Genomic DNA, 12886 nt, shown 5'->3' with positions numbered 1-12886 from the left:
GCATGCTAGCTAGGCAGCAGTCGCTCAATCGAGTTCGCGGGCGGGGTCCTTATTCAGCATACCGTTCGAATCCGTTGGCGGAATGCCCTTGAGCCGGCGATAAGCGGCAACCAGTGAACTATAGGGAGGGACAAAAACGACCGCGGCGCCAGAGGCAGATGTAACGCGTGCCTGGATATCGAAATGCAAATGCCATGTCGTCTGATGGGCGCCGTTCATAAGATTCGATATTTTACCCAGCGGATCTCCCTTGTTGACCCGATCCCTTGTCGATACCATGAATGATGGCGGATCGAGATGAAGATATCTGTACACACGGCCTGAGTCGCCACGAAGCTTGATCATCGAAACATCAGCGTCGGTGTCGATTATTGTCCCGTTTTCAACGGCAACAGCCGTTGATTCGGCGTTTTTGCACGTGGACGGACGTATATCGACGCCTTGATGTCCCTTTCCGGTCGGGCAAAGCGGCATGTTCCATGTACGCTTTTCGCAGAACACATCCGACCATGGCATAGTGTAGTTGACGGCAGCGCATTGTCCGCCGGGACCGCCGTTCATCCCTCCCGGGCTGTATACCTGTGAGTTGATGACGGATTTTTCGCCATCGCCAAGCTTCACCGGAAACAGGATATCAGGTGCGTAAATCAAACGACCAGTGTGTCCTTGTCCCGCAGCAGGCGTAGTGAGTGTACCAGGTGCATGATATTTGAAGTCGTCGCCGAGCGCGGGCGTTGCGAGCAGCAGGAATAATATAAAGAATCGATTAGCCTTCATGGGCGAAACCTATTGAGGCGCGGACAAAAGACCAACACTGGAAATCAAGGCTCGAAGTTGTTGCTCGGAGCGGCATTGCTCGTATACCGCAGCCGTCTTGCAATAGACATCGATGACGTAAGGGATGTTCGGAAAGCGATACAGTACGACTTGAGCCGACACCGGCTCGGAGAGATCGTCCGCGCTCGCCACCGTATATTGTTCGGCTGGTGCGCTCGGTAATTGGGCCGCTGCGGGAAGATTTTGATACGACAGATCGCCATTGATGGTGATCTTCACGTTGCCGCGTTCGTAAATCAGATTGTACCAGCCCGCGTCCCGAGCAGGGTCGGTCACGAGTAGCGGTGGCGCGGCCGGAGCGGGAGCGCCCGGTGCAGCTAGCAGGCCAAGAACGGGGATTTCCAGCGTGGCCGCACCCGTAGGTGCTGCGGCGGCAGGCTGCTGCCTGAATTGCACCAAAGCGGGATCATCGCGATTTACTGTTAGGCGCGATTGTGCCCAAGCAGAATCGTCGATTCCAACCAGAAACGGCGCACCAACAGAGAGAACAAGAGCGAATTTGCAGGTTGGTTTCATTTTGCTCCATCACAAGCAACGCAAGCCCTATGTGCTACCAGATGTTTGCGCGTTTTGCAGATTTTGGGCCTCGGTTTTATTAAATACGGAATACCCACGTAGCACTGGGGCGTCAGGGCCACGTCCCGAGATTTGGACGTCTATCAAATTCAAGGTGGCAATGGTTGTGTGCATGCCACGATACCACCGTATACCAAAGAAGCAAGTCGACTCGATCGCGGAGCCTGCAACAATTTGATTTACTGAAGCGGCGGCCTGAACATATGATGATGTCCGCCTTCTTTCTTGGCTAAGAGTCCATTTTCTGCGAACAGCGGGAAAACTCGGTTTTCGGCAACGAGCGTAGCAGATCCTCGGGCCAGTGTTACTTGATTTACAAAGATTGCAGCTGCGCGGCTTGCGAAGCTTCCTCGATGCGCTGATCGAAACTGGAGAGGTCTTACTGCAGAAGGCAGTCCCGGCCGCTGCAAAGGACCAACATAGTAATTGACGAACCGGCGGCGCGTCTGGCGCGCCGCAGAAGAGAGAATCAATCGACCGTCCCCCCTAAAAGGGGCCGACGTCGCTTAACAACTCGCAATGAAGGGGGTAAATATGCAAGCGGTACTAACGAAATTTGGTGTACTTGGAATCACGGCTTTGTTGCTTTGCTATCCTTTGGAGGTGCAAGGCGCCGATAAACCCAGTAGTTATGCGGCGTTTGTTACGGCGTTGAACGCGCTCGCGGTGTCAAGCGAGGAGGCGATTCAGAACGAACGCAACGCAGCGCGTCTGGAATTTGTCAGGCAGCAACTGACAAAAAAGCTGCTGGCGGCATTTCCTTCCGATCCCGGCAAGGCGCGAACTACAGATCCGAATGAAACATTATCACTTGACGGATTGAATGAGGCTGCCCTTCTGTGCAGCTTCCGCGCCGAAAAGATAGAGGTGGTAAAGGGCATGTCCGGTCGTGACAGTGGCGCGTCGGTTACGATCGACCACCTCAGCACAGTCGCGCAGCAGAATTATCTGACTGCAGTTGCCGGGCAGCTGCAGGCTCTCGCCGCGCCCAGCAAGGCGGACGATATCTTTTCCGCGTTCAAAATGCTATTCGCGAACTACCAGGTTTCGGTGTCCGCCCAGCCGAAGATTACGGATGCCGATCGGATGAAGATAAAGAAGAGCTGCGAAGCCGATTTCAGGGAGTTCGATATTGCCTACTTTGGTGAGAAGATTCCTGAACCGCCTCCAACGGGCCCGCAAGCCGCCGCCGTAGCGATAGGGCCGGAGCAACTGAGCCTTTTCGGACCGATTGGCTCGTTTGCCGGAGCCATCGTAGGCTTTGTCGAGCCAATTCTTGTCAGCTTTGCGAATCTTGCTGACGAGTTTGAAAAGAAGCAAGCCATTCAGACTTTCCTCAAGAATTCATCAAACCAAGACAAGCTCCGCGAAGCCGGAGTTGGTTTGGGACGAACAGGCTCGGATTTTCTCTTTGCCAAGCGGCTCTCGTTGACCGGGACTTTCGCTGAACAGATCGCCGCCGTGAAAGGCGACTCACTCGATTTGAAGTCGAAGCCGATACAAGAAGCCTGCCCGCAACCCTATTCGGCAATGTACGCTCGCGGTGCCGATGGATTGCCAAGCGCCCAGTTCAGGCGATGCTACCGTGCCGTATGGGGCCATTTCGAAGGCGGCATTCTCGCCGCATTGAAGACGGCGACTATGTACGATCAGCTTGCTGACGCTGGCGACACTTCAACGCAACTGAATGGCTACAAGGCCATGACTGGCGATTTTTCGAAGATCGTCGATGATAGCGGTCAGGTCGATCTTTGGGGAACCGTCTCGAAAATGCTGACCTTTGCTGGCGCAGTCAAAACTGCATCCTCCGAGGATAGTCTGAAGAAGCTAAAGGATTCGCTGGATGCGGTGACCAAAGGGAAGTAGTTGCTTGCGTCAAGCAGGCGGCGACGCTGCCATTGGCTTGTCGCTGCGAAAAGTGCGCGATTGCTTTGCGATGTGCAAGGGCATCCGCAATTACGTACGGCCACAATCGGATAGCCATCCTAGTCACGGGAAATCAGTCGCAGTGATGGTAACGGTTGGCTGGCGGTAGTGCCAGCCAATGGCGGGTAATGGGAGAAGAACAATGTATCGACGCAGCGCTATTGGCGCTCCGCTGGGCGCGGTTGGTTCTTTGTTCGCCGTCCGACGCGCGGAAAGCTGGACTATCGTCATCGAGGATGAGATTGCCAATGAGAGCAAAGCGGCAAAATCCAAAGGCGGCCGCTGCCGTTTCTGCTGTTCAATTTGGCGCCCCTGTAATTGAGGTTGCGGAGCCCGACCCAGCGAAGCCGGTCGTGGGCGTCGTCGCGGCTTGGGTTTACAAGTGCACGCGGCAAGTGCCGCTATCCTCGCCCGAATGCTCTGCCGATATCGAAATATTCGGGCTTTTCCTCTTCATGCCAATCGACGTTGTCGAGGCCGGCTAGCGTGAGATTAAGGCGTTTGGAAGCATCTTTGGTCGACGCCTGAGTACAAGCCGACGGGGGGTGGAGCAGTCGTTTGCCTTACCTCCAACCCGGTGAGGATCGTGAATAGCCAGCTAGTTTGCTCGCGTGGGCGAAATGATCCAGATTCGCAAAGAGGACTTCAGACGCGAAGGCAAGCTCTGGGTGCTGCATGTGACGCCCGAGGCGGGTCCGGTGAAGACGGATGAGGCGCGGGATGTCGGGCTCCATGATTGAGCAAGGCTTCTGATGGGTATGATCAGCACCACGGCCGTTGCCGCCCATCAGATTGCCTTCCAGGTCGCAACTGCTCTTTTCATGATTCCCTTCTGCATCGGGATGACGGTGAGCGTACGCGTCGGACACGCACTCGGCCGCAACGATCTATCCGGCATCAGGCGAGCAGGTGCTGCCGCCGTGCTGCTCGAAATCCTGATCGCGGCGATTGCTACGATTGCGGTGGTCGGCACGATTTGAAATCGCCGAGCTGTTCGTCGGCCAATTGACCAGCAACGCTGACGCCACGATCAAGCTGACTGCAACTCTCATCCTTGTTGGCGCGAGCTTCTTCATGACTGATGCCGTCCAAACATCGCGGCTGGCGGCCTTCGCGGCTTAAAGGACACATGCGTGCAGCTCCTCTTTGCTGGCATCGCTTACTGGCTGATTGGGCTTTCGCTCAGTTACGTGCTCGGCCTGAAAACTTGCCTCGGCGCCGTCGGTTTCTGGATTGGCCTATCGTTGGAGCGAGATTCGGCCGTCGCCTCGCCGATCCTGATAGTTCTGATCGATCGTGATCGGAGTTTGCATGTTGGCGGCTCATTGAACGTTGGGCGGAAGAAGCCCTTTCGGATACCCCGATGATCCTGATTGTAAGACCGCGCCGGGCCGGCGCGATCCGGTCCGCGAGGCCGCCGACTCCGACCGTCGAAAGGCCAAACGCCCGGCACGCCGTCACAAGGCATTGTCCGACAGGTGCGAGAACACGCTTGCAGGGAGCAGTTTCCGGAGGCGGGGTCAGATCAGCCAACCCGGAGATCCTCAGCTGACATCTTACCCGTACGCCCAGCCTTGAGCTGATAACTTACCCGGGCCCCCTCTTCGAGGGTGGTATAGCCGGCTTTTTCGACGGCACTGATGTGCACGAAGACGTCGGCACTTCCGTCCTCAGGCCTGATGAACCCATAACCTTTGGTCGAGTTGAACCACTTCACAATACCCATTGCCACGGCGGCATCTCCATAGTGAACCGTTGTGATCTAGCGAAGAGTCTCCCGGCCATCAAGAGGGTCGGCAAGAGACGAGTCGCTGCGCTGGTCACGTGCTCGTTTTTATCGCGTGGTCTAACTGCGGGCGCATTGTGCAAGCGACAAAATCGTCCTGACGTCGAGGACACTTCGCCTCAAGTCTTCAGCCCAAATGGCGTTTTGACCTTCGCTTCACTCGTCGCGCGCGACCGGCTTACAGAAGACTTGCGGAGCCTCGAACATGCCACGCTCATCCAGAGCCGGCGGATGGTTTCGACGTTGAACAACAGGGCGGTCGTGAACTCCTTTGCGCAGCGTCGAGCAGGATTATCAATGCTCGCATGCCTGCATTGAAGCTCCCTGACATGCTACGAAGGCGCCCGCAGGGCTCCGCTTTGACTGTTCGTCTTCGAATGTTAACCGCACGTCGCGCCCTGTCGATCGAATGGGTCTGACGAGACAATCCTGAGGGAAGCGCATTCGGCAAGTTATCCGCTCGTCATGTTGTATTTGGGAAGCCGGAAAACCCGCTCGGCAACGGTAGCCTGTTCAAAACGGTAACTTGCGTATCTGACGAACTTCGTCGTGCCGCCGGCGGCTCTTCAGCCTCTCGCCTTGGCTTCGACGAATTCAGCTGAGCACCGTGAAGACGTTGAGACAACCAATGGTCTCCATTTTATCTGCTTCGATCAGCCCGTCCGCCGGCTTTACTCAGAACAAAGCTGCCTCGATGCATAGGTGTATTCAAGGGCCAGTTGACGCGCATGTTCCATGAGATTGGCCGCGGCGCTGTGTCCTCCGTTGATGTTCTCGTAATAAAGGTAAGGCTGGCCCAGCGCGGCGAGCTTCGCGGCAGCTTTGCGGCCGTGCGCTGGATGCACGCGGTCATCCTTGGTGGAGGTAAGAATTAAGGGAACAGGATAGGTCTTGCCCGCCACCAGCTTCTGGTAGGGCGAATAGCGTTCGATCCACGCACGCTGTTCGGCAATGGCGGGGTCACCGTACTCGCCGATCCAGTAGGCGCACGCGCCCAGTTTGGTGTATCGAAGCATGTCAAGCAGCGGCACCTCGATGATCGCCGCGTTGAAGAGCTCGGGACGTTGGGTGATTGCCGCGCCAACGAGGAGGCCACCCTGGCTGCCGCCAATGATTCCAAGCCGGCGTGGATTCGTGATCTTGCGGCGGATCAGGTCCTCGGCAACGGCAATGAAATCATCCCATGTCGTCTGCTTCGTTGCCCCCTGGGCGGCTTGATGCCATTGCGGGCCAAACTCGCCGCCTCCGCGCAGGTTCGCAACGACATAGGCATTGCCCTGTTCGAGCCAGAGCCGTCCCCCCGGCCCCACATCAGAGGGCAGAAGCGACTCCTGGAAACCGCCATAGCCATAGAGAAGCGTCGGGATCGTGCCGTCAAACCTTGTGTTCTTGGGCCGCACCAGAAAATACGGAATTGATGTGCCATCACGCGAAGTGGCTTCGAGCTGCTCCACGAGATTGTTGGAAGCATCGAAGGCAGACGGTGTCTTCTTCAATTCCTCAAGCCTTTTGCTTTCGGCATCAAAATACCAGACTGACGTTGGTCCGAGATAGCTCGAGACGGTAAACATGGCCCGGTCCGCTTCATCGTAGGTAACTGACAGGCTGACACCTGTATGTTCCGGCAGCGGGATGGGCGTCGCGGACCAAGCTCCCTGAGCGTGCTCATAAACGAACGCTTTGCTCTGAACGTTCTCAAGGATCGTCAGGATCAAAAAATTCTTTGTGGCGGTTAACCCGCTCAGGGCCTGGCGGGGCCCGGGTTGAAAGACAAGCGAGGCTTTGGCGCGCAGCGGATCCTGCTTCCATTCGTCGAGGCCATACGAGATCACCGAGCCCGCCGTGAAGCGGTTGTCCTCGGACGGCGCCCAGTCCTCGTCAAGTTTCACAAGCAGACGGCCGCACGCGAGCGTGACGATCTCGGCCTTCTTCGGCAGATTGAGCTTGACGGGCCCATCGGTGCAGAAGACCACATATTCGGACTCGAAAGAGCTGATTGCGCGGACCGCGCCGATCGCATGAATATGACCCTCGCTGTCACGAAGCACGAGGGGCTGCGTCTCACTGTCGGTGGGCTCGCCACGAAAGATCTCGCGAGCCTCACTGAGCGACTGAGCGCGTTTGAGCTCCTTCACCACAAAGGGGTAGCCGGCTTGCGTCAAGGTCCCCTCGCCCCAGCCCCGTGCAACAAGGAGTGTGTCACCATCGACCCAGCTGACGTCCTGCTTGCCCTCGGGGAGATAAAAGCCGTCCGCAACGAAGGTCTTCGCGGTGCGATCGAACTCTCGTATGGACACGGCATCCTTGCCGCCATCGGAAAGACTAATTAGGCAGAGGCGCTCTTCAGGCGGAAGGCAGCTGGCACCTCGATAGACCCAATTTCTGTTCTCGGCGACGGCCAAGGCGTCCACGTCGAGGATGGCTTCCCACTTTGGGGCTTGGCTACGATCGCTCTCACGCGTGGTGCGCCGCCAGACGCCGCGCACCTGGTTCTCGTCTTGCCAGAAATGCTCCAAACCGCGCCCTTCCAATGGAATATCTGCGATGCGATCCTTCTGCAGGATAGAGAGCGCCCGTTCGTAGAAGTGCCGATAGCTGGGATCTGATTGAAGCACCCCGAGCGTCTTCTCGTTCTCGGCGCGAACCCAAGCCACTGCGGCTGGCCCTTCGATCTCCTCGAGCCAACGGAATGGATCATCAGTCAGAGCCACATCGGTTCGCTCCTGTGAAATCGTCGTGGAGATGAAGCAGGCAATCGAAATCAGCGCGGCGACGAGGAGTGATGTCTTCATGGATTTGCTCCGGCTGAGGTCGAGCGGCCACGCTCGCAGGCCGCGGAGCGTCAAGCAGAAGCGGCGGAAAGCACGCAAGCGCATGACGTAGCGTCGCGGCTTGCGCTATGTCGCGTCCCCTCACTGCAAGCTGCGTGCCGGCTAAAGAGTCGCAAGTTTCAGCCGTTCGTTGCTGCACGACCCTGTTCGGTTGCCGACATTAGTTGCCAAGCGGACATCACAGCGTGTCGGCGAACCGCCTGCCAGACAGCGCCGCGTTTTTGATCTTCAGTGGCAAAAACCCGGAATGCAGCGATGCTGCCTTCCTCCGCATATGAGCTTGTCCCTTCTCGCTGGCGTCACCGGGCAGACTTGTCGACGGGTACCATCCCCACGAAGAGCAGCGCATTGTTCAGCAGCCAGATCGACATCGGCAAGGGTGGTATGCATGGCGACCTCTGACTCGTTGACTGCAAGCGTTGTGATTTGGACGAGCTTTTTCCTCGCGAAACCCACTAGTCACGCCGAAAGATCGGTTCGTTGACTGATTGCCGAGAGGATTGCGGTCGAGACGAGGAGAGTAAAAGCGCCCTAAGAACCGCCTACGTTCCAACACGTCTTGAAATTGAGCCAGCAATCAACAACAGGTACAAGCACCAGATCAGGTTCTTTGGCGCAAAAGGGCGAAAATGAAGCTGGGCATCAGCAGCAATTGAGGGAGCTACGGTCCAGCTTAAACGATCCTGACCCACCCCCGCGGGGACCGACGCACGAGCCGTGGTCCTCATCGAAGCCCTATTACACAAAGAAGATCAAGGGCGAGATTTTCGATCGAGAGAATGCCCGCTGCTGTCGGATCATCCGGGCTGGTTCAAGGCTAGTGCAACCCTCACTGCAACTGTTGCGGCCCCAGAGCAAGCGGCGCTTTCCGGGGCGGAGCGATCAACGGGCGGCAGCGCGCCGACTGGCGCCGCCACCACTCGCAATCGGCGTCGTTTAGAGATAGACTGTATCGCCCCCTTCCGATCATCGACCACTCGCGTCATGTCTTGATTTCGTGCGGCCCTGCGCCGCCCGCAAGAACTGCGTCAGCGCCAAAGCCTGGATTGCTCCTCCGTCCTGCTATAAGCTATGCTTTTCGCGGTCAGTCCTCGCGGGCAACGAGCTCTTGTCCGCCATGACCATCGCGTGAAGCTGTCGGCGCCGGCAGATCCCAGAGTCTATCCTGTGTATGCTTCAGTGGAGCCGCTAAAGCCACAAAGGCTGACTTCACGTGTGCATAAGCAGCCTCCTTCAAAGCGGCATCAGCGGGATCGATCTCGTTATAGGCGGTCAGCGCCGCGGCATAATTTTGATACAGGGGCATTTGAGCCTCGTTTGTCCAGCCGAGACCGAGATGGTGGAACTGATCAGCCGGAACGGTGATGCGGCTCTTGTCCAGCTCCCGGAGGTAGTCCGCCGACCAGTCGTGGATGGTATAGGATTCAATCTTATCCATCATCGACCGCCAGCGCCTGACACGCTCCTCAAGCGGCATATTGGCCGCTTTCGAAATAGCGGCTGCGATTTCTTCGGGATGGTTTGGATCCACCAGCAGCGCCTCGTCCTCGTTGAAGTCTTCAGCCGCCCCAGCAAACTTCGATAATACCAGAACGCCGGGATCCTTCGGATCTTGGGCAGCAACATATTCTTTCGCTACGAGATTCATGCCATCGCGCAGCGGCGTGACGACACATACATGTGCCGCGCGGTAAAGACGCGCGAGTGCAGCCTGGCTGAACGGCTCATTCGTGTAGTGGATCGGCCTCCACTCCTCTGTGCCATGCTGGGCATTGACATGGTTGATCGCATTCTCCACGTCCTCCTTGTACTTTCGATACTCGTCGACGTCGGCGCGTGAGGACGGCGCGATCTGCAACAGCGAGATGCTGCCCGGCTCGGCCGCCAGGAGCTGGTTAAACGCTTCGACGCGTTTGTCGATGCCTTTCGTGTAGTCGAGCCGGTCGACGCCGATCGCAAACTTGGCGCCCTCGAAGTTTTGCAATAATGACGAGATTTTTTCTTGCTCTGCGGGCGAGAGCTCTGCCGCAAGATACTCTGCGAATTGCCTGGGATCGATACCGATTGGGAATTTTTGCAGTCGCGTCTGGCCACGCTCCGTGGTCACGACGCCATCCTTGCTGTCCAGCCCGAAATAGGTTCGCAGGCAGGCCAAGAAATTGTTCAGATCCCGGTTAGTCTGAAAGCCGAGCAGATCGTATTCCAGCATCGACTTCATCAGTTCGCGATAATTGGGTACGCGCTCTATCATGTCGGGCGTTGGCCATGGCGTGTGCAGAAAGAAGCCGGTCGGCCGCTCGACGCCGATGTTATGCAGATCGCCCCCGAGCGGGAGCAAATGATAATCATGCACCCAGAATGCGTCCCTATCTCGTACATCGAAAGCCGCGCGCGCGATGAAGTCGTTGATCCTGCGATAGCTGCCATAATCCTCTTCCGAGCCCGACATCCGGTCCGGCAAGGAGTGCAATGCCGGCCACAACGTTGAATTCGAATAACCTCGATAGTAGCCAGCATGGTCCGTGGCCGGCAGATCGAGCCTGGCGACGTGGCCTGCACCAGTCGGCACCAGTGGCAGGGGCCGCTCGATCCCGTCGCCGCGGGTCTCCGAAGATCCTATCCAAACCGCGCCGGAACGTTCCACCACCGGCTCGAGACCCGCGGCAAGCCCGCCGGTCTGGGGTTTATTGGGGTCGAACGGCGCAATGCGGTTCGAAATGACGACCAGCTTCATGTCGGGTTGCTGGTTTACCGAGCGATGCTCCGCGTCGCCCGACGCAACAGCATGGGAAGGACCTGCACCTCCTTCTCGCTCCTGCTCCAACGGTATCTCGTCGAGGTGCAAGGCGAAGGCCGCTTGGCCTAAGGTTTCATCTTGCTGGGTCGCGCCGGATGTGCTGCTGGAATCCAACGTTGCGGTGTCGAGCGCGTCATGGATTCGAACCATCTCGTAACTCCCTTTGGCGATGTTTACGTTCGATGCAGTCGTACATCAGCCCCGAGATATCTCCACTACGCCACGATGGCAGGTCTAGCTTTCGGAAAGCTGACCAGTCGAGCAAAATGGTCGGATTGCACATCCAACCAGGACTTCAAGGCGATCGTGGCGGATGCGGCGAGAATTTGTCGGACTAAGGCAAGACGACGTTTGGCTTCATCGATTTGATGAGTGCAAGCCGAGCGTTGCTCGTCGTAGCCGGCGACGCACAATGGGCCTCGACGCTAGGAAGATTGGGGCGCTGTGGCGAAGTCACCGTCCTGATCGGCACCATTTGAATGGCGCGAGCGCGCATTGACGAGTCTATGGAGTAGTCAGTCCTCTGGATGTCGCAGATCTTGCTCGCCAACATCGGCCGCCTGCTCCGGCATCGCGACAGTACGATATAGACGGCCGTCATAGGGCTCCTGGCGTCGTCCGCGCGTGGCGCATCATCGCGCATCCGATACGAGGTAGAAACCTGCAGAGAAGCTACTTTCAAGCTGCCGCGGCCACGAGCTTGGCTCTATCAGCGTTGCGGCCCTGTGTGGTGATACGATCCCCTTCCATGACATGCCCCTTTCATACCGTGAGGAGGATACCTCCGATGTGGTCGGCTTGATGCTCTGGCGGCGGCACAAACAATACCGCCGGCTCCCCGCTATGCGACAGCGAAATTGCAGCTCGAATGTTTGACCAGTTTAACGGGGGCGTGCGTCGTTAATGCTCCGTACGCGTCGTACCCACCTCATGGAGATGTATATGAGCTGTGTTGCGTGCCCCGAATCCTCCTCAACGCCGTCCCGATACTGCCAAGTTTCGAAATCATCGATGACGCCCTCTGGTCGTGGTCCAACTCAGTCATATCGACTTCGTGTCGCGTGCCTTTCCAGAAATACCCGGATCGCGGCCCCCGCCGCAAACATATCCAGCTTACGACTCGAATCATCTAGATTATCGGGAAACGCAACCTTCGCATTACCAGTCCGCGAAAGGGTAGTTCATTCTGCTAGCTACGCTTGTGAGGATCGCCCGCACTTGGTTGAGCGCGCAGAGCGCTAGCGTATGGTGCAACAACGTCTACCAGACGCACGCTTTTGGAACTGTGTTTACGAACTATGACCGCCGTCTTCGTGTGCGGCCTAGGCCATCTACCCGCCGTTCCGATGAGCACGACTTCAGTACCTAAGCCGCTACGATCACCTCTCTTCTTGCGAGACGCATACGGCCCCGCCGCATCCGCAGCAGGGGGAACGGACCGATCACAACGTCGACATAGGGATCCGACTCGCGGTCGAGCTTTCAAGAGCGTTATGCGGCGGTGATCTCACCTCACTAGTGGTCCACGGCGCCCCGTGACAATCGGCGACGAAATAGACGCACGCCCTCTTCAGCGGCAACGAAACTGCGGCCGTTAGTCAAGAAGACCCAGACGCCGCGCCTTGACAACGCACTGGGTGCGGCTGATCGTTTCCAGCTTTCGCATCGCATTCTTGATATGAAAGTTGACGGTGTTCACGCTCACGTCCAGGATGACTCCGATGGCCCAGGATGACTTCCCCTTCTCCACCCATCGCAAACACTGTTTTTCCCGTTCCGACAGCACAACTTCTTGCGCATCCGCCATGAATTTCTCCTGCCGAGAGGACAAGAACGAGATCAGCAAGTGCCATGCCACTCAGTGGCACACGCAAACTCTCGCGGCAGGACAAGTTCTTGGGAGATTGCCGGTCCATTCTCGGGAGACTGCCATCGAACTGCAGCCCTCACGACGGGATTGCGACATATGTCGCGACGCAATAGCAGCATTTACGACAATCGTAGCAGTCGATATTTCAACATCTGTGAGAGCTGGATATCACCCTTTGACTAGGCGCTCCTCCCGCCAGGGCTGAATGCTCTGTGAAGGGTCGTAGCACGCGGCTCGCGAGCCCAGATCTTTCATTTGCACCA

9 protein-coding genes are annotated in these 12886 nt (G+C 57.3%); 3 read left to right on the top strand and 6 right to left on the bottom strand.

The annotated features are described in order from the left end of the window. Positions 1–24: 24 nt before the first annotated feature. Both XH85_RS12825 and XH85_RS12820 read right to left on the bottom strand, forming a co-directional pair. Positions 25–777, bottom strand: a complete 753-nt coding sequence (locus XH85_RS12825) for a M23 family metallopeptidase (protein ID WP_128932101.1) — start codon at positions 775–777, stop codon at positions 25–27. 9 nt (positions 778–786) lie between these two features. Further along, complete coding sequence (locus XH85_RS12820) at positions 787–1353, bottom strand: hypothetical protein (protein WP_128932100.1); 567 nt, start codon at positions 1351–1353, stop codon at positions 787–789. Between the two features lie 594 nt (positions 1354–1947). Here XH85_RS12820 and XH85_RS12815 point away from each other — a divergent pair. The 3 genes from XH85_RS12815 to XH85_RS12805 all read left to right on the top strand — a co-directional run bounded on the left by XH85_RS12815 (position 1948) and on the right by XH85_RS12805 (position 4319). Further along, positions 1948–3279: a hypothetical protein gene (locus XH85_RS12815; protein WP_128932099.1), complete on the top strand. Its 1332-nt coding sequence runs from the start codon at positions 1948–1950 to the stop codon at positions 3277–3279. 202 nt (positions 3280–3481) lie between these two features. Beyond that, positions 3482–3661, top strand: a complete 180-nt coding sequence (locus XH85_RS12810) for a hypothetical protein (protein ID WP_128932098.1) — start codon at positions 3482–3484, stop codon at positions 3659–3661. 430 nt (positions 3662–4091) lie between these two features. Next, complete coding sequence (locus XH85_RS12805; protein ID WP_128932097.1) at positions 4092–4319, top strand: MATE family efflux transporter; 228 nt, start codon at positions 4092–4094, stop codon at positions 4317–4319. 545 nt (positions 4320–4864) lie between these two features. On the opposite strand, the gene XH85_RS12800 is transcribed toward XH85_RS12805, so the two are convergent. The 4 genes from XH85_RS12800 to XH85_RS12785 form a co-directional block, all read right to left on the bottom strand. Continuing rightward, positions 4865–5071 carry a cold-shock protein gene (locus tag XH85_RS12800; RefSeq protein WP_276339588.1) on the bottom strand — a complete coding sequence of 69 codons (207 nt, stop codon included), beginning with the start codon at positions 5069–5071 and terminating at the stop codon, positions 4865–4867. Between the two features lie 725 nt (positions 5072–5796). Further along, the gene (locus tag XH85_RS12795; protein ID WP_128932096.1) at positions 5797–7917 is read right to left on the bottom strand and encodes a prolyl oligopeptidase family serine peptidase; all 2121 of its coding nucleotides are present in this window, start codon (positions 7915–7917) and stop codon (positions 5797–5799) included. A 1123-nt stretch (positions 7918–9040) separates the two neighbouring features. Beyond that, a complete protein-coding gene (locus XH85_RS12790) occupies positions 9041–10903 on the bottom strand; it encodes an alpha,alpha-trehalose-phosphate synthase (UDP-forming) (protein ID WP_245474051.1) in 1863 nt (620 codons plus the stop codon). 1444 nt (positions 10904–12347) lie between these two features. Beyond that, positions 12348–12560, bottom strand: a complete 213-nt coding sequence (locus XH85_RS12785; protein ID WP_128932095.1) for a response regulator transcription factor — start codon at positions 12558–12560, stop codon at positions 12348–12350. Positions 12561–12886 lie beyond the last annotated feature (326 nt).

Source organism: Bradyrhizobium zhanjiangense (assembly GCF_004114935.1).
Lineage (GTDB): Bacteria > Pseudomonadota > Alphaproteobacteria > Rhizobiales > Xanthobacteraceae > Bradyrhizobium > Bradyrhizobium zhanjiangense.
Note: the sequence above shows the minus strand (reverse complement) of the source record. Positions and strands in the feature narration are given on the sequence as shown.